Source organism: Janthinobacterium sp. DSP2-3-3, from assembly GCF_049897325.1.
In the GTDB taxonomy this organism is placed as follows: domain Bacteria; phylum Pseudomonadota; class Gammaproteobacteria; order Burkholderiales; family Burkholderiaceae_D; genus Janthinobacterium.
This window is the reverse complement of the sequence record NZ_JAFCWA010000015.1, coordinates 1-26,018: the sequence shown is the minus strand read 5'-3', so window position 1 is coordinate 26,018 and position 26,018 is coordinate 1. Positions and strand designations below refer to the sequence as shown.

Annotated in this window: 24 protein-coding genes; 9 read left to right on the top strand and 15 right to left on the bottom strand. The window is 62.3% G+C overall.

All coding sequences use genetic code 11. The annotated features are described in order from the left end of the window. The first annotated feature begins 10 nt into the window (after positions 1–10). On the top strand, positions 11–2,122 hold the full coding sequence (locus ACP7DE_RS24090) for a putative bifunctional diguanylate cyclase/phosphodiesterase (RefSeq protein WP_426074464.1): 2,112 nt from the start codon (positions 11–13) through the stop codon (positions 2,120–2,122). Here the strand turns inward: ACP7DE_RS24090 and glcF are convergent. The 3 genes from glcF to ACP7DE_RS24075 are packed head-to-tail and all read right to left on the bottom strand — an operon-like array spanning position 2,115 to position 5,937. Next, positions 2,115–3,353 carry a glycolate oxidase subunit GlcF gene (gene glcF / locus ACP7DE_RS24085; protein ID WP_426074463.1) on the bottom strand — a complete coding sequence of 413 codons (1,239 nt, stop codon included), beginning with the start codon at positions 3,351–3,353 and terminating at the stop codon, positions 2,115–2,117. The two genes, ACP7DE_RS24090 and glcF, sit on opposite strands and share 8 nt — an antisense overlap. A 6-nt stretch (positions 3,354–3,359) precedes the next feature. Then, positions 3,360–4,430 carry a glycolate oxidase subunit GlcE gene (glcE, locus tag ACP7DE_RS24080; protein ID WP_426074462.1) on the bottom strand — a complete coding sequence of 357 codons (1,071 nt, stop codon included), beginning with the start codon at positions 4,428–4,430 and terminating at the stop codon, positions 3,360–3,362. A gap of 16 nt (positions 4,431–4,446) precedes the next feature. Beyond that, entirely contained in the window at positions 4,447–5,937 is a 1,491-nt protein-coding gene (locus ACP7DE_RS24075; RefSeq protein WP_426074461.1) for an FAD-linked oxidase C-terminal domain-containing protein, read from the bottom strand. Positions 5,938–6,086: 149 nt separating this feature from the next. On the opposite strand from ACP7DE_RS24075, the gene ACP7DE_RS24070 reads away from it, so the two are divergent. Beyond that, positions 6,087–6,641, top strand: a complete 555-nt coding sequence (locus ACP7DE_RS24070; RefSeq protein WP_426074460.1) for a cob(I)yrinic acid a,c-diamide adenosyltransferase — start codon at positions 6,087–6,089, stop codon at positions 6,639–6,641. 60 nt (positions 6,642–6,701) lie between these two features. Here ACP7DE_RS24070 and ACP7DE_RS24065 read toward each other — a convergent pair whose 3' ends face one another. From ACP7DE_RS24065 to ACP7DE_RS24035, 7 genes are all read right to left on the bottom strand, one after another. After that, complete coding sequence (locus tag ACP7DE_RS24065) at positions 6,702–6,890, bottom strand: hypothetical protein (protein ID WP_426074459.1); 189 nt, start codon at positions 6,888–6,890, stop codon at positions 6,702–6,704. A gap of 74 nt (positions 6,891–6,964) precedes the next feature. Then, entirely contained in the window at positions 6,965–7,345 is a 381-nt protein-coding gene (locus ACP7DE_RS24060; RefSeq protein ID WP_426074458.1) for a glutaredoxin family protein, read from the bottom strand. Positions 7,346–7,423: 78 nt separating this feature from the next. After that, positions 7,424–7,609 (bottom strand): hypothetical protein, encoded by a 186-nt coding sequence (locus tag ACP7DE_RS24055; protein WP_426074457.1) that lies wholly within the window; start codon positions 7,607–7,609, stop codon positions 7,424–7,426. Positions 7,610–7,728: 119 nt separating this feature from the next. Continuing rightward, positions 7,729–10,020: an FUSC family protein gene (locus ACP7DE_RS24050; protein WP_426074456.1), complete on the bottom strand. Its 2,292-nt coding sequence runs from the start codon at positions 10,018–10,020 to the stop codon at positions 7,729–7,731. Positions 10,021–10,176: 156 nt separating this feature from the next. Next, the gene (dxs, locus tag ACP7DE_RS24045) at positions 10,177–12,045 is read right to left on the bottom strand and encodes a 1-deoxy-D-xylulose-5-phosphate synthase (RefSeq protein ID WP_426074455.1); all 1,869 of its coding nucleotides are present in this window, start codon (positions 12,043–12,045) and stop codon (positions 10,177–10,179) included. Next, on the bottom strand, positions 12,046–12,957 hold the full coding sequence (locus ACP7DE_RS24040) for a polyprenyl synthetase family protein (RefSeq protein ID WP_426074454.1): 912 nt from the start codon (positions 12,955–12,957) through the stop codon (positions 12,046–12,048). Beyond that, positions 12,954–13,205, bottom strand: a complete 252-nt coding sequence (locus ACP7DE_RS24035; protein ID WP_046683420.1) for an exodeoxyribonuclease VII small subunit — start codon at positions 13,203–13,205, stop codon at positions 12,954–12,956. Before ACP7DE_RS24035 ends, ACP7DE_RS24040 begins: the two co-directional genes overlap by 4 nt. Before the next feature lie 406 nt (positions 13,206–13,611). Between ACP7DE_RS24035 and ACP7DE_RS24030 the strand changes: the two genes are divergently transcribed. The 3 genes from ACP7DE_RS24030 to ACP7DE_RS24020 are packed head-to-tail and all read left to right on the top strand — an operon-like array spanning position 13,612 to position 16,555. Continuing rightward, complete coding sequence (locus tag ACP7DE_RS24030; RefSeq protein WP_426074452.1) at positions 13,612–14,712, top strand: aromatic ring-hydroxylating oxygenase subunit alpha; 1,101 nt, start codon at positions 13,612–13,614, stop codon at positions 14,710–14,712. 55 nt (positions 14,713–14,767) lie between these two features. Continuing rightward, positions 14,768–15,691 (top strand): DMT family transporter, encoded by a 924-nt coding sequence (locus ACP7DE_RS24025; protein ID WP_426074450.1) that lies wholly within the window; start codon positions 14,768–14,770, stop codon positions 15,689–15,691. Positions 15,692–15,703: 12 nt separating this feature from the next. Beyond that, positions 15,704–16,555, top strand: a complete 852-nt coding sequence (locus tag ACP7DE_RS24020) for a sulfurtransferase (protein WP_426074449.1) — start codon at positions 15,704–15,706, stop codon at positions 16,553–16,555. A 46-nt stretch (positions 16,556–16,601) separates the two neighbouring features. On the opposite strand, the gene ACP7DE_RS24015 is transcribed toward ACP7DE_RS24020, so the two are convergent. Both ACP7DE_RS24015 and ACP7DE_RS24010 read right to left on the bottom strand, forming a co-directional pair. Then, positions 16,602–18,344: an ABC-F family ATP-binding cassette domain-containing protein gene (locus tag ACP7DE_RS24015; RefSeq protein WP_426074448.1), complete on the bottom strand. Its 1,743-nt coding sequence runs from the start codon at positions 18,342–18,344 to the stop codon at positions 16,602–16,604. Between the two features lie 276 nt (positions 18,345–18,620). After that, complete coding sequence (locus ACP7DE_RS24010; RefSeq protein ID WP_035828626.1) at positions 18,621–19,355, bottom strand: ZIP family metal transporter; 735 nt, start codon at positions 19,353–19,355, stop codon at positions 18,621–18,623. On the opposite strand from ACP7DE_RS24010, the gene ACP7DE_RS24005 reads away from it, so the two are divergent. After that, positions 19,267–19,491, top strand: a complete 225-nt coding sequence (locus ACP7DE_RS24005) for a hypothetical protein (protein WP_426074585.1) — start codon at positions 19,267–19,269, stop codon at positions 19,489–19,491. The two genes, ACP7DE_RS24010 and ACP7DE_RS24005, sit on opposite strands and share 89 nt — an antisense overlap. Before the next feature lie 153 nt (positions 19,492–19,644). Here the strand turns inward: ACP7DE_RS24005 and ACP7DE_RS24000 are convergent, their stop codons facing one another. Next, complete coding sequence (locus ACP7DE_RS24000) at positions 19,645–20,529, bottom strand: dienelactone hydrolase family protein (protein ID WP_426074447.1); 885 nt, start codon at positions 20,527–20,529, stop codon at positions 19,645–19,647. Positions 20,530–20,557: 28 nt separating this feature from the next. Further along, a complete protein-coding gene (polA, locus tag ACP7DE_RS23995; protein WP_426074446.1) occupies positions 20,558–23,317 on the bottom strand; it encodes a DNA polymerase I in 2,760 nt (919 codons plus the stop codon). Positions 23,318–23,619: 302 nt separating this feature from the next. Between polA and ACP7DE_RS23990 the strand changes: the two genes are divergently transcribed. From ACP7DE_RS23990 to ACP7DE_RS23980, 3 genes are all read left to right on the top strand, one after another. Next, positions 23,620–24,015: a hypothetical protein gene (locus ACP7DE_RS23990; protein WP_426074445.1), complete on the top strand. Its 396-nt coding sequence runs from the start codon at positions 23,620–23,622 to the stop codon at positions 24,013–24,015. 83 nt (positions 24,016–24,098) lie between these two features. Further along, positions 24,099–25,055: a homoserine kinase gene (locus ACP7DE_RS23985; RefSeq protein ID WP_426074444.1), complete on the top strand. Its 957-nt coding sequence runs from the start codon at positions 24,099–24,101 to the stop codon at positions 25,053–25,055. Positions 25,056–25,057: 2 nt separating this feature from the next. Next, positions 25,058–25,849, top strand: a complete 792-nt coding sequence (locus tag ACP7DE_RS23980) for a BPSS1780 family membrane protein (RefSeq protein WP_426074442.1) — start codon at positions 25,058–25,060, stop codon at positions 25,847–25,849. Positions 25,850–25,903: 54 nt separating this feature from the next. Here the strand turns inward: ACP7DE_RS23980 and ACP7DE_RS23975 are convergent. Continuing rightward, positions 25,904–26,018: transposase (locus tag ACP7DE_RS23975; protein WP_426074579.1), on the bottom strand; the 115-nt coding region annotated here is incomplete at its 5' end.

The window sequence follows — 26,018 nt, the reverse complement described above, 5'->3', positions numbered from 1 at the left end:
ATGGATGCGGATGGGCATTTATTCCCGCCTATTCATTCCTATTTTCCTCCTGATACTCGCCGTTTCTGCTATCCGTTATCACGCCCTGCTTGGTACAGAAAGCGCGCTGGCCAATGCGCGCTACCAGAGCGATGCCCGGCAACTCGACCTGTTCCTGGCCAATAGCGTGCTGCCGCTGGCCGTGCGCACGGACAGTCACACGATGCACGACAGCGTGCGCCAGGTGCTGCGCAGCGCCCTGCTGCTGAACCGCAGCCTCGCCTCCGTGCGCTGGGATACGGCTGGCGGGCATCTCGAAGTGCTGGCAGACAAACCGCTGGCAGACAGCGTGGCGGCCACGGTGCCGGCATGGTTCGCGCGCCTGGCCGGCATCACAGCCATCCGCAGCCGCCTGACGGTGGCGCTGCCGGACGGCGGCGACGGCATCCTCGACCTGCACTACACGCCCGGTCTGCCTTTGGCGCAGGTATGGCACAGGGTGTGCGAGCAGGCCGTGCTCAGCACCATCAATATCGTGCTCGTCTTCCTCCTGCTGGGCTTGATCCTGGCGTCGCACCGCAGGTTGCTGGCGCGGCTCGTGCAAGCGACCGACCGTTTCCGCGAAGGCAACTTCGCCGTACGCCTGGCGGACGGCGCCACGCCCGAAGCGCAAGCCGTGTCGCAGTCGTTCAACGGCATGGCCGGCGATGTCGAAGAACTGTTTTCCTCGCTGAAGACCAGTCAGCGCCAGCTGGGCGAACAGCTCAACGAAACTGTGCACATGCAGCAGGCGCTGCAAAAACTGTCCTGGCAAAACTACAATGATGTGCTGACAGGCTTGCCCAACCGGGCCGCGCTGGCCGCCCGCTTCGAACAGGAATTGTTTCTGGCGCGCGAACGCCAGCGCCTGCTGGCCGTCTGCCTGTTCGACCTCGACCACTTCCAAGCCATCAACGACCGCTACGGCGCCGAGGCGGGCGATGAAATCCTCAAGCAGGTGGCGGGCCGCCTGCACAGTTTTACCGGCCAGGTCCACTACGCGGCGCGCCTGGGCGGCGATGAATTCGTCATGCTGCTGTGCGGCCAGGCCAGCATCGCCAGCATCGAACAGAACATCGCGCAATTGATGCAGGAACTGAGCCGCCCCTACCAGTGCGACCAGCAGGCGCTGCACATGACGGCCAGCGTCGGCATCGCCGTCTATGCGGGCAAGGACTTGAATACGGAAAGCCTGCTGCGCCACGCCGACCACGCCGTCTACCAGGCGAAACTGACGGGGCGCAACCAGTATCACTTCTTCGACACCAACCTCGATGAAGAAGTGCGCACGCACCACAACCAGCGCACGGAAGTGCGCCAGGCCCTGATCAATGGCGAACTGCGGCTGTACTACCAACCCAAGGTGAACATGCGCGCCGGCACGGTGGTGGGCATGGAAGCGCTGCTGCGCTGGCAGCATCCGCGCCGTGGCGTGCTGGCACCCACGCAATTCCTGCCGCTGGTGGAACAGACGGACCTGATCATCGACATCGGCGAATGGGTGCTGCGCCAGGCCCTGTGGCAGATGCAGCGCTGGAGCGCCGCCGGCAAGCATTGGGTGGTCAGCGTGAATATCGCGGCGCGCCACTTCCAGCAACCCGACTTCGTCTCGCGCCTGGAAACCATCCTTGGCGAATTTCCCGGCGTGCGCGCCAGCATGCTGGAACTGGAAATCCTCGAATCGTCGGCCCTGCACGACATCGAAGACGTGCGCCGCATCATCCGCGCCTGCCAGGCACTGGGCATCACGTTTGCGCTCGACGATTTCGGCACCGGCTACTCGTCGATGTCGTATTTAAAGCGCCTGCCGGCGAACATCGTCAAGATTGACCAGAGCTTCGTGCGCAATATGCTCAACGACCGCGACGACCTGCACCTGGTGCGCGCCGTCATCGGCCTGGCCCGTTCATTTTCCCTGACGGTGATCGCCGAAGGCGTGGAAAGCGTCGAGCATGGCGCGCGCCTGATCCAGCTGGGCTGCGACCTGGCGCAAGGCTACGGCATCGCCCGCCCCATGCCGGCCGACGCCGTGCTGGAGTGGGCGAACAATTTCATCCCTGCGCCGCAATGGCGCATGGCGCAGTACAGCGAGATATCTATTTGACGGGCGTCAAAGCGGAATCAATCAGCTCTATCCAGTGCCGCACGGGCGTCTCGGTGCCAGACTGCAGGTGGCTCAGGCAGCCGATATTGGCCGACACGATCATCTCCGGTTCGCACGCTTCCAGGTTCGCCACCTTGTTGTCGCGCAGTTGCTGCGACAATGCCGGCTGCAAGATCGAATACGTGCCCGCCGAACCACAGCACAGATGGCTGTCGGCGCACAGGCGCACGTCGACGCCGACGGCGCGCAACACCTGCTCCACCTTGCCGCGCACCTGCTGGCCATGCTGCAGGGTGCATGGCGGGTGGTACGCCACTTTTTTCAGTATGCGCCCCTTCAGCTGCGCCACCAGCTCCGCTTCGAAGGCCGGCATGATCTCGGACAAATCGCGCGTCAGTGCGGCGATGCGCCGCGCCTTGTGCGCATAGTTGGCGTCGTGTGCCAGCAGATGGCCATATTCCTTCACCGTGGCGCCGCAGCCCGACGCCGTCATGACGATGGCCTCGGCGCTGTCGATACTGTCCACGTACGGCCACCAGGCGTCGATATTGCGGCGCATGTCGTCCAGCGCCGCTTCCTGGTCGTTCAGGTGATGGCGCAGCGCGCCGCAGCAGCCGGCCTGCGGCGCGAGGATCAATTGCACGCCCAGCGCATCGAGCACGCGCGCCGTAGCCGCGTTGATGTTCGGCGACATGGCCGGCTGCACGCAGCCGTCGAGCAGCAGCATGGTGCGCGCGTGCTGGCGCGCGGGCCATACACCGGCAGCGGCGCCGGGGCGCAGCTTGTCCTGCAAGCTTCTTGACAGCAAGGGCCGCAGCGCCTGTCCCGCCTTGTACACGGGCGTAAACAGCCAGCGGCGCGGCAAGGCTTCCTTCAGGGCGAAGCGCAAGGCCCGCTCGCGCAAGGGGCGCTGCACGCGCTGCTCGACGACGTTGCGGCCGATATCGACCAGGCGCCCGTACTGCACACCCGAAGGACAGGTGGACTCGCAATTGCGACAGGTCAGACAGCGGTCCAAATGTGTCTGCGTCTTGACGGTGACGGGCGCGCCTTCGAGCACTTGCTTGATCAGGTAGATGCGTCCGCGCGGGCCATCGAGTTCATCGCCCAGCAACTGGTAAGTGGGACAGGTGGCCGTGCAAAAGCCGCAATGCACGCAGGCGCGCAGGATGGCTTCGGCTTCGTCGCCTGCCGGCGTATTCTTGATGAAATCGGCGAGATTGGTTTGCATGCGCGCTCAATACATTCTGTGCGGGTTGAAGATGCCGGCAGGGTCGAAAGCCTGCCGCAGGCGCTGGTGGATGGTGGCCACGGCCGGCGCCAGCGGGTGGAACACGCCCACGGCCTTGTCGCCGCCGCGGAACAGGGTGGCGTGGCCCCCAAGCGCAGCCACCGCCTGGCGGATGTACCGGGTGCTATCGGCGTCAGCGTCGACATCGAGCTTCAGCCAGCGCTGCGCCCCGCCCCACTCGATCAGCTGGCGCCCCTTTAAAATCACGGCGCTGGCGTGCGGCGGCAGCGACAGCCGCCACAGGCTGCCCGCGCCCGCAAAGAAAGCGTGCGTCTGCTCGCGCACGGAGAGCCAGAAGGCGGCCGCGTCATCGTGGGCCAGCACTTCGCCTTTCAGGGATTGCAGGGCCGCCGACACGGCAGCCTCTGCGCCGGACAGGCGCACTGTCAACACGCCATCATGCCAGCAACTGGCGGAGATCGGCAGCGGCTTGCCCGCCCATTCATTGAGCATGCGCAAGGCGGCGATTTCCGCGCACGCCACGCGGAAAGTCGCTTCGCGCAGCGGCAGGGGCAGCACCTTCAGCGACACTTCCAGGATCAGGCCCAATGTTCCCAGGGAACCCGCCAGCAAGCGCGAGACGTCGTAGCCGGCCACGTTTTTCATGACTTGCCCGCCGAAAGCCAGGCGCTCGCCATGACCATCCATCAGCACGGCGCCCAGCACAAAATCACGCAGCGCGCCCGCGCTGGCCCGGCGCGGGCCGGACAGCGCACTGGCGACGATGCCCCCCACCGTGGCACCCGAGCCGAAGTGCGGTGGCTCGAAGGCCAGCATCTGGTTGCGCGCGGCCAGCGCCGCCTCGATCTCGGCCAGCGGCGTGCCGCAGCGGGCCGTGATCACCAGTTCCGTCGGTTCATAGTCGATGATGCCCGCATACGCGCGCGTGTCGAGTACCTCGCCATCAAGCTGCTGACCATACCAGTCCTTGGTGCCGCCGCCGCGCAGGCGTAACGGCTTGCCCGCTGCGCTGGCGGCCAGGATCTGCTGCCTGAATTGTTCCACTATCGCTTGCAAAGGAGTCTCCGAAAAATTAAAAACGGGGCAGGTTGGCGAATGGCAGTCGCCCGGCCGTCACATGCATCTTGCCGAATTCGGCGCAGCGGTTCAAGGTGGGAATCGCCTTGTCCGGGTTCAGCAAGGTGTGGGGATCGAAGGCGCGCTTGACGGCAAAGAAGGCATCGAGTTCGGCGCGCGTAAATTGCACGCACATGGAATTGATCTTTTCCATGCCCACGCCATGCTCGCCCGTGATGGTGCCGCCGACGGCCACGCACAGGGCCAGGATGTCCGCGCCAAACGCTTCGGCGCGCTCGAATTCACCGGGCTTGTTGGCGTCAAACAGGATCAAAGGATGCAGATTGCCATCGCCCGCATGGAACACATTCGCGCAGCGCAAGCCATGCGTCGTTTCCATGCCGGCGATGCCGGTCAGGACTTCCGCCAGGCGCTTGCGCGGGATGGTGCCGTCCATGCAGTAGTAGTCGGGCGAGATGCGCCCGGCGGCGGGAAAGGCGTTCTTGCGGCCGGACCAGAACTTCATGCGCTCCGCTTCCGACTGCGAAACGGCGATGGCGCTGGCGCCCGCCCCTTCCAGCACGGCCGTCATGCGGGCGATTTCCTCTTCCACTTCTTCGTGCGTGCCATCCGCTTCGCACAGCAAAATGGCCGCCGCGTCGATGTCATAGCCTGCCTTGACGAACGGTTCGACCATGCGAGACGACGTCTGGTCCATCATTTCCAGCCCGGCCGGGATGATGCCGGCGGCGATCACGTTGGCCACGGCATTGCCGCCCGTGACGACGTCGCCGAACGACGCCATGATGACACGCGCCGTGGCCGGTTTCGGGATCAGCTTGACCGTCACTTCCGTGACGATCCCCAGCATGCCTTCGGAACCGATGAAGACAGCCAGCAGGTCGAGACCCGGAGAGTCGAGGCATTCGCCGCCCAGTTCCAGCACGTCGCCATCAATCGTCACGACGCGCACGCGCAGCACATTGTGCACGGTCAAGCCGTATTTCAGGCAATGCACGCCGCCCGAGTTTTCCGCCACGTTGCCGCCGATGCTGCAAGCAATCTGCGACGAGGGGTCGGGCGCGTAGTACAAGGCGTAGGGCGCCGCCGCTTCGGAAATGGCCAGATTGCGCACGCCCGGCTGCACCACGGCCGTGCGCGCATACGCATCGAGGCGCACGATGCGATTCAAACGCGCCGTCGACAGCACCACGCCGTCGGCGATGGGCAAGGCGCCGCCCGACAAGCCCGTGCCGGCGCCGCGCGGCACGATCGGCACTTTCAACTCGCGGCAGACGCCGAGGATGGCGATGACCTGTTCTTCCGTGTCTGGCAGGGTGACCACCATCGGCAGCTGGCGGTAGGCAGCCAGGCCGTCGCATTCATACGGGCGCGTATCTTCGGCCTCGGACAGCACGCAGCGGGCCGGCAGCACGGCCAGCAGGGCCGCGACGACGGTTTGTTGGCGCGCGGCGGTCAATCCGGATTCAGGGGCAGCATTGAGCATGAGATGGGGCAAAAAGGCATGGGCGTGCAACGATTGTAAGCACAAAAGTGGCGTGCAGCGCATTTTTTGTCCGATTTGCAGGCAAATCCGCGGCCAGGCGGTGCGCAGTGTCGTATGCTGCCCCATTCTTCTTTGACAGGATCAGCATCATGGGTAAGCGACTTTCGAAAATCGCCACGCGCACCGGCGACAATGGCAGCACCGGCCTGGGCGACGGCAGCCGTACCAGCAAGGATAGCGCCCGCATCCACGCCATGGGCGACGTGGATGAACTGAACTCGAATATTGGGTTGCTGCTGTGCGAAGCCATGCCCGACGCCTTGCGCGAAGAGCTGGTGGCCATCCAGCACGATCTGTTCGACCTGGGCGGAGAAATCTGCATCCCCGGCTATCAGCTGATCAAGGAAGAACACGTGCTGCGCCTCGATGCGCTATTGGCAAAATACAATGCGGACTTGCCGGCCTTGAATGAATTCATCCTGCCGGCCGGATCGCGCGCCGCCTCGCTGGCGCATGTGTGCCGCACCGTGTGCCGCCGCGCCGAGCGCAGCATCGTCACGCTGGCCAATGCGGAAACCCTGCACGCACATCCGCGCCAGTACGTGAACCGCTTGTCCGACCTGCTGTTCGTGCTGTCACGCGTGCTGAACCGCTTTGCCGGCGACAGCGACGTGTTGTGGCGGCATGACCGCACGCGGGGATAAAAAAAATGGCGATGCCTGTCAAACAGCATCGCCTTACTTTATCAGGCTGACAGGCGCTTGCTAGCCGCAGCGCTGCAGACACTCTTTATTGATACGCACGCATCCAGGAACCTTGAACTCCAGGACACAGGCATCGAACGCCATATAGCACTCGGCCTGGCATTCCGATATGTCGGCGGTGCTACTGGCCATCGCATACGACGCGCTGACGCCCATGGCAAACAAAAAGAAACCCAGTTTTTTGAACATTGGTACTCCTTTGTAAAAATGTCAGACGATGGGCAACATCCATGGCGCGCCGTCCCGTACGCGCCATTCGGTAATCAAATTTTCTTCAGCGCCGCTTCCAGAGCGCCCGTATTGAAACCCTGGATCTTGCGGTTGCCGATCAACACCACCGGCACGCCGCCGCCGCCGAGTTCTTCATGGGCTTTTCTCGCTTCCGGTGATTTCTCGATATCGAGATCGACGAATTCGATCTTGTTTTCCTTGAAGTACGCGCGCGTCTTGGCGCAATAGCCGCACCAGTCCGTGCCGTACAACACCACCTTCGCCTGGGCATTCGGGAAATACGCGGCGTAATTCCCCTCCGTGTAATTCGACTTGAGCAAGCCGGGCAACAAGGACAGGCCATAACCGCTGCCCAGGCCGGCGGCCAGGATCAAGCCATACATGGCGATAGTCTTAATTTTTTTCTGCATCATAGGTAGTGTCAGAGACGTAAGTGATCGAGGGCGGCCGACGCAGCATGCGCTTGCCGGCCGCCTCGCAATGCACGGCTATCAGGCGCCGATTTCGCACACTCTCAGGCAGGCTTTGTAACTGCCGATACAAAATGGGGATCTGTCGCCATTCATCATCGTGCATTCCCGCAGCTCCTCCTCACAGCTAGAGCAGCCAATATCCGAAGCGATGGCATAGGAAGCACTCAATCCCAGGGTAAAAATAAATGCGGCAATCTTTTTCATTTACTACTCTCCATGCGAGCTATTGCCTCAGGCAAACCAAGCAATCGCGTCAGATCAGTCATAAGAAATTTCATCTTTGCTTGCTACAAAAACGAATATAGACCGCACTTATTTTAGAGTCAACGTTTCCTTTCGATAAATTTCCAGTTTGAAAAATATATCGGGAAAGCCCTTGGAATGTGGAATTTGGAGAGATTGGGAGGCGCCAAACGTCTATACAATATTGGCGCCGCAAGCAGTAGAGGCCGGTTGCGGGCGCAGCCGGCCGAGCGGCTACACCACGCCGGGAAAACGCTACAGCGCGAGGAGCTCACCGCGCGCCGTTCTCCATCGCCAGCACATGCTCGCGCAGCAAGCCGCGCAGCAGCTGCACCTGGGCCACGGCGTCGGCCTGCAAAGGCCGTCAGCACCTCGCTGATGCAAGGGCCGGGCGCAGGGGCGCCGGAATCACCGCGCAGCAAGGCATCGATTTCCCCGCTGACCTCGGCAATCCACTGTTGCAATTCGGGCGGCGCCGGCTCGGCCTGGGGACTCAAACTGATGCGCGCCGTGCTGCCCGCCACGCGGCGCAGCAGCGGCAAGGTGCGCAGCGCCGCCAGGCCCACACCGGCGCTGCGGTCCAGGCGGCGCTCGATGCGCAGACGTTGCAGCACTTGTTCGGCGTTATTGCTGGCCAGCCCCGCCTCGCGGCGCAGGCGAGCGATGGCGCTATCCCAGCGTCCGCCCGCCGCCAGCACGGCCAGCAGGTATTTCAGGTTGGCCGACACGGCCTTGGCCAGGCGCTGGTCCAGGTCATCCGCCTCGCGGTCCGGCCACAGGAAAAACGTGGCCAGCAGGGCCAGCACGCAGCCGAGCACATTGTTGCCCAGGCGGCTCAGCGCGTACACCATCTCACTGGCCGGCGCCGCATAGTCGGCCACCAGCACGAAGGCGGGCGTCATGAACAGCACGTGCAGGCTGTAGCTGACGCGGCGCAAGGCCATGGTGGCGACGATCAGGGGAAACACCACCAGCGAGATCGCCAGCGGCGTGTGGACCGCCAGGCCGATCAGCACGGCCAGCACGGCCAGCACGGCGCCCAGCACGCTGCCAGCGACGCGCTCGATGCCGCGCGGCCAGGTGGTCGACACGGATGGCTGCAAGATCAGCAAGGTGGCCATGGTAGCCCAGTAGCCGAACGGAATATGCAGCACCTCGACCAGCAGGAAGCCGGCCGTCGTCGCCAGCGATACGCGCGCCGCATGGCGCCAGCTCAGCGACTGCGGCGTGGCGTTGACTTTCGCCGTTTGCCACGCCTGCCCCAGCGCCAGGAAAGCCGCCTCGCGCCACGGCAGCTGCGCCGCGCGCGGCAAGCCCAGTTCCATGAAGTCCACGTTCAGCCGCAGCGGCAGCAAGGCGCCCAGCGCCGCCTCCAGGCGCCGTCCGCAGCCAGCCAGACGGCGCTGCAATTCCAGTGGCGGCGTTTCCGGCTGGCGCTGCACGGCTTGCCCCAGGCGGCCCAGCAGCACGGCCATCACTTCCAGGCTGCGCCGGGCGCGCGGGTCCTGGCGCAGGCGCTGCTGCTCGCGCTCGCAGGTATGCGTGACGGCGATCAGATAGGCGAAGATGCGCTCGGCGTCGCTGAGCGCCAGCAGCAGGTTGTCGTACAGGGTGCTGCGGCCCGCGCGCGCGGGTGGCACGGCGGCCAGCGCCACGCGTGCCGCTTCCAGCGCGGCGCGCGCCTGCGAACGGTAGCTGGCGCCATGCGCGGCAACGTCCGCCTGCACCGCGTTATGTTCGAGGAAGCGCGCATTGTCGCGCGCGATGCCGGCCAGGCGCGAATACGCGGCGCGGATGGCGCGCCTGCTCGGGCCGAACGGGTGGATGCGCCAGACGGTAAAACTGAGCACGGTGGCAAACAGGCAGCCGAACATGTACAGCCCCAGGAAAGGCGCCGTCTGCGTCATCGATGCGAGCGGATGCGTGACCATCACCACGCAGGCCGTGGCCGCCAAGATGGCCACTTGCGCCGTGGCCGCCCCCCAGATGCGCGCCAGCGCGCCGGCCCAGGAAAACAGCAGCACGGCGATGGCCGCTGCCGCCACGCCATGGCCGGCCGCCAGCGCCGTCAAGCCGCCGGCCACGGTGGACAGCAAGCCGAAACCCAGCATCGAGACGAAGCGCATGCGCCGCGTGCCGGCCGCGTCCGCCAAGCACGTCCAGAAGGCGCCGATGGCGGCCCAGGAAAAATCGGGGTGGTCGAATAGCAGACCCAGCAACAACATGGCGCTGGAGGCGCAGGCGGCCCGCAAGCCTTCGGACAGATTGGTTTCGTCGATGGCCAGCGTGACCATCCACAGGGGACGGCGCTGCGACAGAGTATCGGTGTAGGCGTGCATGCCCGTCAGCCAGCGGCCGACCAGTACGCGCACACGGCGGTGGAGTTTGCTGAAATGCAAGGTGGACTTTGAGAAGGTATCAAAGCGTCATCGTAGCATTCCCGGAGGATAAATGTTGCAGTGCAGCGTAAGATTCCTGCGGGCAAAAATAGCGGCACCGCAGTGCCGCTATCATCTTGCTTGAGCGTCTTAGCTGACCATCGCCAGGCGCGGCCCTGCTGCTGGGAAACGCTGCTCGATCGACGCGGCGATGCCGGTGGCATCGAGGCCCACGCTTTTCAGCAGTTGCACGGGGTCGCCGTGGTCGATAAAGACGTCCGGCAAGCCCAGCATCAAAATCGGCTTGACGATACCTTCGGCCGCCAAGGCCTCGGCCACGGCCGAACCGGCGCCGCCCATGATGCAGCCCTCTTCCACCGTCACCAGGTAATCGTGCTCAGCGGCAAGCTGTTTCACCAGCGCCACGTCGAGCGGCTTGACGAAACGCATGTTGGCCACCGTTGCGTCGAGCTTTTCACCCGCCGCGACACTCGGCGCCACCATGGAACCGAAGGCCAGGATGGCGATGCGCTTGCCCTGGCGCTTGAGCTCGCCCTTGCCGATGGCTATGCTGGTCAATTCCGGCACGATGGCCACGCCGGCACCGGCGCCGCGCGGATAGCGGATGGCTGCCGGGCCAGGATAGTGGTAGCCCGTGGTGAGCATTTGCCGGCATTCGTTTTCGTCGGACGCGGCCATGATGACCATGTTCGGGATACAGCGCAGAAACGCCATGTCGTAATTGCCCGCGTGCGTGGCGCCGTCGGCGCCCACCAGGCCGGCGCGGTCCAGCGCGAACGTCACGTCCAGGTTTTGCAGGGCCACGTCGTGGATCAGCTGATCGTAGGCGCGCTGCAGGAAGGTGGAATAGATGGCCACGACGGGTTTCAAGCCTTCGCAAGCCAGGCCGGCGGCAAACGTCACGGAATGCTGCTCGGCAATACCGACGTCAAAATAGCGGTTGGGGAATTGCTGTTCGAACTTCACCATGCCCGAGCCTTCGCGCATGGCCGGCGTGATGCCCACCAGGCGCTTGTCGTGCGCGGCCATGTCGCACAGCCAGTTGCCGAACACTTCCGTGTACGTCATCTTGGCCGGTGCCGTGGCTGGTTTGATGCCTTCTAGCGGATTGAACTTGCCCGTGCCGTGGTACAAAATCGGTTCCGCCTCGGCCAGCTTGTAGCCCTGGCCCTTCTTGGTGACCACGTGCAGGAATTGCGGCCCCTTCAATTGCTTGATATTTTGCAAGGTCGGGATCAGCGAATCGAGGTCGTGGCCGTCGATGGGGCCGATATAGTTAAAACCGAATTCCTCGAACATGGTGGCGGGCACGACCATGCCTTTGGCGTGCTCTTCAAAACGCTTCGCCAGTTCCAGCACGGGGCCGGGCAAGACGGACTTGCCGACATTTTTGGCTGCCGCATAGAACTGGCCCGACATCAGACGTGCCAGATGGCGGTTCAGCGCGCCCACGGGGGGCGAGATCGACATGTCGTTATCGTTCAAAATCACCAGCAAGTTGATGTCTTCCTGCACGCCAGCGTTGTTCATCGCCTCGAAGGCCATGCCGGCCGTCATCGAACCGTCGCCGATCACGGCGATCGCGTGCAGCGGGTCGCCCTTGATCTTGGCAGCCTGCGCCATGCCCAGCGCGGCCGAGATCGACGTCGACGAGTGCGCCGTGCCGAAGGTGTCGTATTCGCTCTCGTCGCGTTTCGGGAAGCCGGAAATACCGTCCTTCTGGCGCAGGGTGTGCATGCGCTCGCGCCGGCCAGTCAAAATCTTGTGTGTATAGGTCTGGTGGCCCACGTCCCAGACGATGCGGTCGTGCGGCGTGTTGAACACGTAATGCAGCGCGACGGTCAGCTCAACCGTGCCCAGGTTGGACGACAAGTGGCCGCCCGTCTTGGAAACGGAGTCGAGCAGGAAGCTACGCAATTCCTGCGCCAGCGGCACCAGTTGCGAGCGGGCCAGCTTGCGCACTTGCGCTGGTTCATTGATGGTTTCTAACAGTTTCATTTATGCCTTCCGCTGCACGACCAGGTCCGCCAGCTCGCGCAAACGGCGTGCCTTGGCCCCGAATGGCGCCAGCGCCGCATGGGCGTCGCACCGCAATTGTTCTGCCAGGGCTGTCGATGGTTCCAGCCCCAGTATCGATACGTAGGTGGGCTTGTTGGCGGCCGCATCCTTGCCTGCCGTCTTGCCCAGGGTGGCCGAATCGGCCGTCGCGTCGAGCACGTCGTCGACCACCTGGAACGCCAACCCGACGGCGCGCGCATAGGCGTTCAGCGCCGTCATCTCGTCTGGCGTCAAGTCCTTGCCGGCCAGCGCGCCGAGAATCACGGCCGCGCGCAGCAAGGCGCCCGTTTTGAGTTGATGCATCTGTTCCAGCTGCGGCAGGCTCAAAGCCAGGCCAACGCTCTCGAGGTCGATCGCCTGGCCGCCGCACATGCCAGCCGAGCCAGACGCGTGCGCCAGCAGCTTGAGCATGGCCATTTGCCGCGCCGGTGGAATCGCCGCGCCGTCGGCCAGCAGCGTGAACGCTTGCGATTGCAGCGCGTCACCGACCAGCAAGGCCGTCGCTTCATCGTAGGCGATGTGCACGGTGGGCTTGCCACGGCGCAAGGCATCGTCATCCATGCACGGCATGTCGTCGTGCACCAGCGAATACACGTGAATCATTTCCAGCGCGCAAGCTGCGCGCGCGAGGGTTTCTTGATCGGCATCAAACAATTCGCCGGCCGCCATCACCAGCAGCGGGCGCACGCGCTTGCCGCCGCCCAAGAGCGCGTAGCGCATGGCCGCGTGCAGCTTGTGCGGCACGGTGTCTGCCGAAGGTAAAAACTGGTCGAGCCGGCCTTCCACGCCGGATTGCGTGTTTTGCATCCAGTCGCCGAAGGTCACGCCGTCTTGCTGCACGCTGGCCGTCATTGCGCGGCCTCGCCGGCATCCACGAACGGTTTCAACATGTCGCCTTCCAGTACTTTCACCTGCGCTTCGACGCTATCGAGCTGGGTGGCGCAATACTTGACCAGTTCAGAGCCGCGCTGATACGCCGCGACCGATGCTTCCAGCGGCAACTGACCCGCTTCCATTTGCGTTACCAGCTGCGCCAGTTCCGCCATTGCCTCTTCAAACGAGGCCGGCGCTGCGGCAGCGGCAGTTAATTTCTTCGACATAGACTCAGATCTCTTCGTGGCACGAGGGGTATGTAGGGAGACGCCGGGGACTCCCGGCCAGCATAGAAGCGTTATTTTAGAACAAACCACACTATTAAGTGAAAACTAAAGCGCAATCGGCGTGCTCGAAGGGAAAGACGTTGTCAGCTTGGCAGTGCATTCTAGCGCAATCGCCCCCATCGACCGGAAATTGCACGGCAAATGACAATGTTTCTCATTAATAGACTATTTTGCCGGAGGGGTTTGGCAATGCCGGGACCGATACGCGCTATAATCGCCGGTTCTGTCCGAAATACCGTTTCAACAAATTTGAATTCAGGTCTTTGCGGATTCTTTCTCTCTGTAGCGGTTGCCCAGGGATAGGCCTGGGGCACTGCTGACCGTTGTACATTTATGGGGGGTTGGGATGTCCGATCTGGCAACTCACGCCAAGCTGGCGCGTTCAAACGCGCAACTTCCGGTCCACGTCTATTTTGACGAAACGCTGTTGCAGCGTGAAATGCAGCAATTGTTCCAAGCCGGCCCGCGTTATGTCGGGCATGCGCTGATGGTGCCGGAAACCGGCGATTTTGCGACCCTGGCGTCTGAGAACGAAGGGCGCATGCTCGTGCGCAACGCCAATGGCATCGAAGTGCTGTCCAACGTGTGCCGCCACCGGCAGGCGCTGATGTTCAATGGCCGCGGCAATGCGAACCATATCGTCTGCCCGCTGCACCGCTGGACCTACGACCTCAAGGGTGAATTGATCGGCGCGCCGCACTTCCCCGAGACGCCGTGCCTGAACCTGTCGAAAACGCCGCTGCAAAGCTGGAATGGCTTGCTGTTCGAGCAAAATGGCTACAACGTGATGGAAAAATTGAAAGATTTGTCCGTCTCGAAAGACCTCGATTTTTCCGGCTATATGTTCGACCACGTGGAAATCCACGCGTGCGACTACAACTGGAAGACTTTCATCGAAGTTTACCTCGAGGATTATCACGTGGAACCGTTCCACCCGGGCCTGGGCAGCTTTGTCAGCTGCGACGACCTGCGCTGGGAATTCGGCAAGGATTACAGCGTGCAAACGGTGGGCGTGCACCGCGGCCTGCAGCAGGCCGGTTCCCCGGCCTATAAAAAATGGCAGGAGCAAGTGCTGCAATTTCGCGGTGGCGAAGTGCCGCCGTATGGCGCCATCTGGCTGACCCTGTATCCGAACATCATGGTCGAATGGTATCCGCACGTGCTGATCGTCTCGACCCTGTGGCCGGACGGCCCGCAGAAGACGCGCAATGTGGTGGAGTTCTATTACCCGGAAGAAATTGTGTTGTTCGAACGCGACTTCGTCGAGGCAGAACGGGCCGCGTACATGGAAACCTGCGTCGAGGACGATGAAATCGCCCTGCGCATGGATGCGGGCCGCAAGGCCCTGATGGCGCGCGGCGAGAACGAAGTGGGGCCTTACCAGTCACCGATGGAAGATGGCATGCAGCACTTCCATGAGTGGTACCGCAACAATATCGAGCTGTAATTCCCTCAAGGGCCGCATTGCGCGGCCTTTTTCATTTTCGTCGTCAGGATTACTCATGCAGTCTTTGTGGATGTTATTCGCCAGTTTCATGTTTGCCATCATGGGCGTGTGCGTCAAACTGGCGTCGGACATGTATTCGACCTCCGAAATCGTCATGTACCGCGGCATCATCGGCATGACCGTCATGGGCTGCACGATTTTGTACCAGGGCGGCAGTTTTAAAACCACGATGCCGGGCCAGCATCTGTGGCGCGGCGTGGTGGGCGTGATCGCCCTGTGGCTGTGGTTTTATGCGATCGCCATCCTGCCGCTGGCCACCGCCATGACGCTCAATTACATGGCACCCATCTGGATCGCCGTGATCCTGCTGGCCGGTGGCTGGTGGAAAGGCATGCAGCAGGTCGAGTGGCCGCTGGTGGCCGCGATTGCCATGAGCTTTGTCGGCGTGACACTGCTGCTGCAACCCGTGTTCGAGTCGGACCAGCTGGCCGGCGCCATCACGGCCTTGATTTCCGGCATGCTGTCGGCCGTCGCCTACTTGCAGGTGCGCAAACTAGGCTTGCTGGGCGAACCCGAATACCGGGTCGTGTTTTATTTCTCGGTCGTCAATTTCCTCGCTGGCGTGATCGGCCACGTAGCCAGCGCCGGCGGCGGTCCCGTCGTCTGGCACGCGCACACGAGCGGCTACGGCATCGGCTTGCTGGCCGCCATCGGCCTGTGCGCCACCATGGCGCAGATGGCCATGACGCGTGCCTATCGCCTGGGCAAGACCCTCGTTGTTGCTAATTTGCAATACACGGGCATCGTCTTTTCCAGCTTCTGGGGCGTAGTGATCTTTGGCGACCTGTTCGACTGGCATGGCTGGGCTGGCATCGGCATCATCCTCGCCTCCGGTATCGCGGCAACCTATTACAATACCCGCAACACGGCCCGTGGCGCCGCCATCGCGCGCACGGATCCCATCGCCAGCGAAGTGTAAGGAGTGATTACCTTGTATACGACCTTGATCAATAGCCACGAACTGGCCAGCCACCTGCAAGACAGCAACTGGGTCATCCTCGATTGCCGCCACGACTTGCTCAACCCCACGGCTGGCAGCGCTGCGTTTGCCGCCGGCCACATCCAGAACGCGCAGTTCGCCGATATCGACAAGGCCCTGTCCGGCCCCAAGACGGCGCGCGGCGCGGACTTTACCGGCCGGCATCCCTTGCCGGATCGCAATGTCCTGCTGGCCACCTTGCGCGACTGGGGTATCAATGACGACACGCAAGTCGTCGCCTATGACGGCCAGGGCGGCATGTTCGCCGCCCGTGTGTGGTGGCTGCTGCGCTGGGTCGGCCATCCGGCCGTCGCCGTGCTCGACGGCGGCCTGGCCGCTTGGCAGGCGCAAAGCTTGCCGCTGGTCACGCCCGTGGCACCGCGCGCAGCGGGCAAGCTCACGGAAAAGCCCAGCCTGACGCGCACGGTCAGCGTGCAGGACGTGATTGAGAACCTGAAAACCCAGGCCTTGAGCGTCATCGACGCGCGCGCCCCCGACCGTTATCGCGGCGAAAACGAAACCATCGACCCCGTGGGCGGCCACATCCCCGGCGCGAAAAACCATTTCTTCAAGGATAACTTGCAGGCGGATGGCCGTTTTAAAAGCGCCGACGAACTGCAGCGCGACTTCAGCGCCTTGATAGCCTCACCGCAAACGGCCATCCTGCAGTGCGGCTCCGGCGTGACGGCGTGCCACAACTTGCTGGCCCTGGAAGTGGCCGGCCTGCCTGGCGCCGCCCTGTATCCCGGTTCGTGGAGCGAATGGTGCGCCGATCCGGCACGGCCGGTGGCGACGGGCAACTAAATAGTGGCGGACCATGCGGCCCGCCATTTTTTTCACCCTTGGATAGCTACGACCTTATCCCCAGCGCTTGATTCAGCCGTTCCAGTTCCGCCTGCCACGCCAGCTGGCTGGACGGCTTCTGGTGGCGCGGCTTGCGGGCCAGGTCCTCGGCCAGCAATTGCTCCAGTTCGCACAAGCGCTCGAGTTGCAGATCGACATCGGTTTGCGCTGAAACAGGCGACGCGAGCTCCAGGCGCGCCACCGGTAACGACGCCTGCCCATCTTCCTCGCTCAGGCGTGCATACGCGCTGGCGGCATCCGGCCACTCTTCCAGCTGGCCATCGGCCACCACCCAGTAACGGTTGCACGCCGCCTCGATCAGGTCGCGGTCGTGCGACACCAGCAGGCAGCCTCCTTCAAAGCCGCGCAGGGCTTGCCCCAGTTCCGCCTTGCCCTGCATGTCCAGGTGGTTGCTGGGTTCGTCCAGCAGCAGCAAGTGATAACTGGCCAGGGACAGCCCCAGGAACAGCAGCCGCGCCCGCTCGCCGCCGCTCAGGGTCGCCACCGTCTGGCCATGGCGCGCATACGGGAAGCCGGCCGCAATCAAGGCTTGCTTGCGCGCCACCTGACTACGCGCCGCCTCGTTTTGCACGGCAAACGGATACAAGGCATCGGACAAATCCGCATCGTCGGCCAGCTGCTTGAGCGACTGGTCGTAATAGCCGATATGGGCGGCGCGGTGATAGCGTAAGTCAGCCCGCTCGTCCTGCGCCTGTATCGCTTGCCAGCACAGGCGCAGCAGGGACGATTTGCCGCTGCCGTTGGCGCCTAGCAAGGCGACCCTGTCGCCCGGTTTCAGCCACAGCTGGCCGACCTGGAACAGCAGCGGCGAAGCAGGTACGGCGCGCACGTCCAGCCCATCGAGCGCCAGCAGTTGGTCGGCCGCCAGCGCCTTGCCACGCAGGCTCAAGCACCAGGGCGCGCCATCGCTGACGAACGATTGCTCGTCCTGCAACTTGTCGATGCGCCGCTGCATGCTTTTAGCCTTGCGCGCCATGCCGACGTTATCGTAAATCCTGCCCCACAGTGCCAGGCGAGTGCTGCTGACGGCCAGGCGGTCGATTTCCTTCTGTTCGGCCGTATGCCGGGCGGCAGCGGCCACGTCCGCCTCGGCCAGCGCCGCCAGCGCGGGGCCGCACGGCAAGTCGAAATCGTAGAGGCGGCTATCGCGCAAGATCCAGCTGCGTGTGGTCACGTTGTCGAGCAGGCGCTGGTCGTGCGAGACGAGGATGAAGGCGCCGCGCCATGTCAACAGGAATTGCTCCAGCCACAGCAGCGACGGCAAGTCCAGGTGATTGCTCGGTTCGTCCAGCAGTAGCACGTTCGGCTCTTGCAGCAAGGCTCTTCCCAGCAGCAATCGCGTGTGCTGGCCGCCGGACAAAGAATGCACGGGCACTTGCGCCGTCTCGACGTCAAAACCCAGTTCGGCCAGCAGGCTGTCGACCCGCCAATGCAGCTCGGGCTGCTCCAGCACGGGCGCCAGCAAGGCGTCGTACATGCTCAGGCTGGCAAGTTCGGCCGGCAAATGCTGCTCCACGTGCTGCAGGCGGCAGGCACGGGCGACATGGATGGTGCCGGAAGTGGCCTCGCGGGTGCCGCTGAGCAAGCCCAGCAAGGTGGATTTGCCGCAGCCATTGTGGCCGATCAGGCCGATGCGGTCGCCCTGGCGCAAGGTAAAGGCGAGTTCGTTGAAGAGGAAACCGTCGTGGGTATCCCGCTGTAAAGCTTGGGTAGAGATAAGGGTAGTCATGGCTCTTGTCTTTGTTCGGGATGCAAGCATCCGCGTTAACAGGAGCGCTAACGACAACGGAGTACCAGGAAAGGACTCGTCTAGGAGGGTAACTTTGCTCTGGCCAGGTTATCGCAGCGCGATAGAACGTGGGCAAGAGCTGGCAAATGCGCTTAAAGAGCGTACGCGCCACAAGGCGAGCAACAAGTTTTCTTCCATTATATTTTCCTCCTTTCTGTTCAAGTTAGTCAAAAAGGCAATATAGCATAGGTAGCACTGCGCCGGTAGAACGGCGCATCAACCGCCGTGGCGCTTATGCGTCAGGAACAGCACGATGCACACGCCCAGCGCGATCAACAGCACTTGCGGAATGGTTTCGCGCAGGGTGGCGCGGCGCTGCATCTGCGGCATCAGGTCGCTCAAGGCGATATAGATGAAGCCGGACGAGGCGAACACAAGCACGTAAGGAATCAAATTGCTGGCGCGGTCCAGGGTGAAATAGCCGAGCAAGCCACCGGCCACCGCCATCAGGCTGCACAGCAGATTGAAGATGTAGGCGCGCAGGCGCGAGAAACCCGCATTGAGCAGCACGATGAAATCGCCGATTTCCTGCGGGATTTCATGCGCGATGATGGCCAGGCCCGTCACCAGGCCCAGCTTCGGGTCGGCCAGGAAGGCGGCGGCGATCAGGATGCCATCCGTGAAATTATGCATGCCGTCGCCGACCAGGATCATCCAGCCGGCCTTGCCCGCCTCGTGCTTGTCGTGGCCGTGCGCATGGTGGTGGCCGTCGCCTTCATGGTGGTGCGAATGGCGCAGGATGGCGAATTTTTCCAGCATGAAAAAGGCCAGCAAGCCCGCCAGCAGGGTGGCGAACAGGCTGCGCGGATCGGCCTGCGACTCGAACGCTTCGGGCAAGGCGTGCAGCAGGGACGTCGACAACATGATGCCAACGGACAAGCTGACCATGCGCTCGACCACTTTGGACAAGAATGCAAACGAAAAGATCGCCGCCGCAGTAATGCTCAACACGCCCGCGATTGTGGTCGCGAGCAAAATGGATATAAGGACGGGATCGATGATTTTCTTACCTCAAAATGGCGCCGGGTCACTGGCGCCCGCAATACTGGCGTCTGGCCTGATGAATGCGTTGTTATCTGTTATTTAATTTTTTGCGCGTTTGGCGGCAGCGTAGCGCGATGAAGATGCAATTGTACTGCATTGACGCGAACCGGGCATTTTACAGCCCGGTACGCCTTTCGCGGCAACTGATGAAAAACTGTGACAATCAGGCACTTTTAGCGCCATTCAGTTGGCAACCTCAGGCAACGCCATGCTTTTTAAACCAGGCTAAACAACGCGCATAGCCGTCTTTCGCATCGGCCGCCACATAGCTGGGCCGGTAATCGGCGTTGAAGGCGTGGCCCGCATCGGGGTAGACGACAAATTCCGACTTGTTGCCACCCTTGGCCAGCGCGTCCTGCATCTTGCCGATCGATTCCTGGCTGATGCCCGTATCCTTGCCGCCATACAAGCCCAGCACGGGAACTTTCAAGCTGGCGGCGATATCGATGGGGTTGCTCGGCTGCAAGGAGGTCGGTTCACCCACCAGGCGGCCATACCAGGCCACGCCCGCCTTGACGGCCGGATTGTGCGCCGCGTAGAGCCAGGTGATGCGGCCGCCCCAGCAAAAACCCGTAATGCCCAGGCGGCTCGTGTCGCCGCCATTCTGTTTCGCCCACGCAACAACAGCATCGAGGTCCGTCATCACCTGCGCGTCCGGCGTCTTGGCGATGATGCCTTTCATCAATTCCGGGATGCTGCCCACCTTGGTAGGGTCGCCCTGGCGCACGAACAAATCGGGCGCCAGCGCCAGATAACCCTGTTTGGCGAAACGGCGCGCCATGTCGGCAATATGTTCATGCACGCCAAAAATTTCCGAAATGACCAAGACCACGGGCAAGCCCGTCTTGCCCTGTGGTTGCGCCGCATACACGGGCACGGCCTGACCATCCACCATGACGGACACGCTGGCCGTGACGAGTCCGACGGAATCGGTCTTGATGACGTTTTGCGCCGCCACGGGCAATACGGCCACGGCAAAGCCCGTGCCCAGTGCCACCTTCAGGAAACCACGCCGGCCATCGGGCCCGGACAAGCTGCTCTGGCCCAGCAAACTTTCACAATCGGTGATCATGTCGCTCATGCGTTTCTCCTGAAGGGTGTGTTGAAATTTAGTGCGCTTCGTCCCAATTTTTACCGATACCTACCTCCGCCGTCAGCGGTACCTTCAACTCAGCCACGCCCGCCATCAGCTCCGGCAGCTTGCGTTTGACCAATTCGAGCTCGGCGTCCGGCACTTCCAGCACCAGTTCATCGTGCACCTGCATGATCATCTTCGTTTGCAAGCCGTCGGTTTCCAGCCAGCCTTGCACGGCGATCATGGCCAGCTTGATCAGGTCGGCAGCCGTGCCCTGCATCGGTGCGTTGATGGCGGCCCGTTCGGCCCCCTGGCGGCGCGGACCGTTGGGCGAATTAATCTCCGGCAACCACAGACGGCGGCCAAACACGGTTTCCACGTAGCCGCGCGCCTTGGCTTGCTGGCGCGTGTCTTCCATATACTGTTTCACGCCGGAAAAACGCGCGAAGTAACGGTCGATATAGCTTTGCGCGGCCGTGCGGTCCACGCCCAGGTTACCGGCCAGGCCGAACGCGCTCATGCCGTAGATCAAACCGAAGTTGATGACTTTGGCGTAGCGGCGCTGTTCGCTCTGTACTTCCGCGGCCGGCACGCCAAAGATTTCAGCGGCCGTGGCGCGGTGAATGTCGATGCCGTCGGCAAATGCGCGCAGCATGGCTTCATCGCCCGAGATATGCGCCATGATGCGCAATTCGATCTGCGAATAGTCGGCCGAGACGATATGGCTGCCCGGTGGCGCAATGAAGGCTGCGCGGATGCGGCGGCCTTCCGCGCTGCGGATGGGAATATTCTGCAAGTTCGGGTCGTTCGACGCCAAGCGCCCCGTCACCGCCACGGCTTGCGCATAGTTCGTGTGCACGCGCCCGGTGGTAACGTTGATCATCTTCGGCAATTTGTCCGTGTAGGTCGATTTCAGCTTGGCCATGCCGCGGTATTCCAGCAGCACTTTCGGCAGCGGATAATCCTCGGCCAGCTTTTGCAAGACTTCTTCATCCGTCGATGGCGCACCCGTCGGGGTTTTCTTGATCACTGGCAGTTTCAGCTTTTCAAAGAAAATCTCGCCGATCTGCTTGGGCGAACCCAGGTTGAACGGCTGCTCGGCCAGTTCATACGCCTTCTTTTCCAGTTCGAGGATTTTCACGGCCAGCTCGGCCGACTGGATGTTGAGCAACTCGTCGTCGATCAGCACGCCGTTGCGCTCGATCTTTTGCAAGACCACGGCCGTCGGCATCTCGATCTTTTCATAGATGAAGGTGAGCTTTTCATCGTTCGCCACGTTGCCCCACATGGCATTGTACAAACGCAAGGTCACATCGGCATCCTCGGCCGCATATTTCGCCGCCTGCTCCACTTCCACCTGATTAAAGGTAATTTGCTTGGCGCCCTTGCCGCACACGTCCTCGAAGGGGATGGTCGTGTAGTTCAGGTGACGCAGGGCCAGGCTGTCCATGTCGTGCTTTTTGTGCGATTCGAACACATACGATACCAGCAGGGTATCGTGGGTGATGCCGCGCAACGTCACGCCATGGTTGGCGAAGATATGGCTGTCGTATTTCAGGTTCTGGCCCAGCTTGGGTTTGTTTGCATCTTCCAGCCACGGGCGCAATTTCGCCAGCACGTGTTCGCGCGTCAACTGTTCCGGCGCGCCCGCGTAATCGTGGGCCAGCGGAATGTAGCAGGCGGCGTGCTCGGCAACGGAGAGGGAAATACCGACCATTTGCGCCGTCATCGGTTCCAGCGAGGTGGTTTCCGTATCCACGGCGCTCAAAGGCGCCGCATCGATCAGGGCGATCCATTTGTCCAGCTGTTCGTCGCTCAGGACGGTTTCATACACGGCTTCCACCACTGGAGCGGCATCGGCAAACATGTCGCCAGTCGTGTTGGCCGCAGCGCCACCGGCGACGGGTGCGCCGACAGGCGACATCGGCGGCGGTGCCGCGCCCAGTTCGCGCAGCAGGGCCTTGAAGCCATAGCGGTTGAAGAAAGCCAGCAGCGCTTCCTTGTCTTCGTGTTTCGCCACCAGCGAGTCGGCGATCGTCGTCATATGCTGCGACAAATCGCAATCGGTCTTGACAGTGATCAAGGCGCGCGCCTGCGGCAGCCATGGCAGGGCCGTGCGCAGGTGTTCGCCCACGGCGCCGCCCACCTTGGCCGCGTTGTCCATGACGCCTTCCAGGCTGTCGTACAAGGTCAGCCACTTGACGGCCGTCTTCGGGCCGCATTTCGACACGCCCGGCACGTTATCGACCGTATCGCCGATCAGCGACAAATAATCGATAATGCGGTTCGGCGGCACGCCGAACTTGGCCAGCACGGCCGCTTCGTCGAGCTTTTCATTGCTCATGGTGTTGATCAGGGTCACCTGGCTGTTGACCAGCTGCGCCAGGTCCTTGTCGCCCGTCGACACCACCACGTTCATGCCGGCCGCTGCCGCCTGCACGGCCAGGGTGCCGATCACGTCGTCGGCTTCCACGCCGTCGACCATCAAGATCGGCCAGCCCATGGCGCGCACGGCTTCATGGATCGGTTCGATCTGCAAGCGCAGGTCGTCCGGCATCGAGGCGCGCGTGGCCTTGTATTCGGGATACATATCGTCGCGGAACGTTTTACCCTTGGCATCGAACACGCAGGCGATGTAGGCGGCCGGGTAATCGGCGCGCAGGCGGCGCAGCATGTTGACCATGCCGTGCATGGCGCCCGTGGGATAACCGTCCGGGCTGCGCAAGTCGGGCAGCGCATGGAAGGCACGATAAAGGTAACTGGAACCGTCGACTAACAGCAGGGTGTTTTGCATAATGCCAATAAAATAAGGTGAGCCGCGCCAGCCGGGGAAAGAGCGGCAGACGGGTGAAATATCGCCCAATTATCGCAGAGTTTAGGCCCGCGCCACCGGCCACGACGCGTGCCGTTTCTGACGTTTTTGCCACCCTGGCGCCCCGTGCGGGCGCGCAGGCTGCCACTGCCAGCCATTTCCGCGCATTTAATCAGCCGTATTAAACAGCATTGCCTACCAGTTTGTTACAATGCCTTATAGATAAATTGACGGCATTACACCACTGCACGCGCTGCAGTCCCACACATGGAAGCGAACCCATCATGATGCGTACATCGACACTCTGGACATTCCTCGCCCTGCCCCTGCTGGCATGTTCGGCCCTTGCCAGCGCCCAGACGCCGGCAAAACCGAGCGAAGCGCCGCCACAACTGGAACGCATCGAGGAAATGGGCGAAGCACCCATCACCGTGGCACCGGCCGCAGCCAAGCAGCAGATTACCGAAAAACGCGAAGCGGGCGTCACCAGCGAAGTCAAAGTCACCAGCGGCGGCAGCACTTATTACATGAAGCCGGCCGCCGGCGCCGACCAGGCCCACGGCAATGCCCTGCGCGGCCCGCAATGGAAAGTGCTGGAATTCGACCTGGGCAAGAAGAAACAGAAACAACGCGACGAAGAGGCAGCGGACGCGCCAGCACCGCCCGCAACAGCGAAGTAAGCAGCCACTCTCTTCTGCCCTGCCCCGGCCACCTGCGGGGCAGCCGGCTTTTTTTGACCTTTTAGACCATTCCTCTCTTTCCCATGGCAGTTTTTACCGCGCTACACCTGGACGATATCGGCCAATGGATCACGCAGTTTCCACTCGGCAAACCTCTGGCGCTCAAGGGCATCGCATCCGGCATCGAAAACAGCAATTTCTTCCTGAGCACGGAGCGCGGCGAGTATGTGCTGACGATCTTTGAAAACCTCAGCTTCGAGCAATTGCCGTTTTACCTGCAACTGATGCGTCATTTGGCGGACCGGGGCGTGCTGGTGCCCGCGCCGATCGCCAATGCCGATGGCGCACTGGTGACGGCCTTGCAAGGCAAGCCGGCCGCCATCGTCAGCAAACTCGACGGCAGCTCGCAGATGGCGCCGCAAGCCGTGCATTGCGCGGCTGTCGGCGCCATGCTGGCGAAGATGCACCTGGCAGGACGCGATTTCCCCCTGCAGCAGCCGAATTTGCGGGGCCTGGACTGGTGGAACACCACCACGCCGCTGGTCTTGCACCACCTCGACGATGCCAGGGCGCATCTGCTGCGCGCGGAAATCCATTTCCAGGACGCCTTTGCGGCCTGCGATACGTATAAAGCCATTCCGCGCGGTCCCGTGCATGCCGACTTGTTCCGCAACAATGTCATGTTTGACGGTGAGCAACTGACGGGCTTTTTCGACTTTTACTTTGCCGGTTGCGACACCTGGCTGTTCGATGTCGCCGTCACCGTCAACGATTGGTGCATCAACCTGGCCACGGGCGTGCTCGACACGCTGCGCGTGCGCGCCCTGCTCGACGCCTACCGGGCCGTGCGCCCGTTCACGCACGAAGAACAGACGGCATGGCAAGCGATGCTGCGCGCCGCCGCGCTGCGCTTCTGGCTGTCACGCCTGTACGATTATTACCAGCCGCGCGAAGCGGAAATGCTGACCCCGCACGATCCGGCGCATTTCGAACGCATTCTGCGCGAACGTATCGCCACACCTGCTCCGGAACTGTTTTAAACATGGAAAAATTACCTGCAAGTACAGGTTGGCAATGGGTGAAGCAAGGCTTCGCCCTGTTTCGCAAGCAACCTGGCGGCATGTCGATGCTGTTTCTCGGCTATATGTTCTGCATGCTGGCCGTCAGCATCGTACCCGTGCTCGGTCAGATGCTGCCCGTCATCCTGGTACCCGTGTTTTCCGTGGCCTTCGTGCAAGGCTGCCTGAATATCGACCAGGGCAAGCGCGTCCTGCCCAGCCTGTTGATCTCGGGCTTTCGCAAGCCGGCCTTCCCGGCCCTGTTCGGCCTAGGCGTGCTGTACATCCTGATGGCCATTGTTGCCATCGGCGCGTCGACCCTGGTGGACGACGGCTTGCTGTGGCAACTGGTCACCGGGCAACTGACGGAAGAAGCGGCGCGCACCGCCATTCCCGAATCGCGCCTGGGCCTGGGCATCCTGCTGGCCATCGTGCTGTATGTGCCGGCCGCCATGGCCTTCTGCTTTGCCGCGCCGCTGATCTACTGGCAAAAAACCGGCCTGGGCAAGTCGCTGTTCTTCAGCTTTTTCGCCGTCTGGCGCTCGCTGTCGGCCTTCATCGTCTTCGCCGCCACCTGGTTCGCCATCAGCGTCGTCACCAGCCAGTTGCTGGCCGTCATCTTTGGCCGCACGCCGCTGATGATGCAGCTGATGATGCCGCTGTCGATGATACTCACCATCATCATGCATTGCTCGTTCTACGCCGCCTACCGCCAGATCTTCGGCGTGCCCGTCGATGACAGCAAGACAGTGTCGCTGGACAAGCCGAACGACTGATTCCGACTCTTCATAAAAAAAAGGCAGCCTGCGCAGGCTGCCCTTTTTTATGGTTCATCGCACTTTGCCGGGGAACGCATCCTTGATTTTAAGGAAGAAGTATGCCGAGTCCCGGAAACCGTAAGCCATCCGCTTGATAACTTTGATGCGGTTGTTGACACCCTCGAGG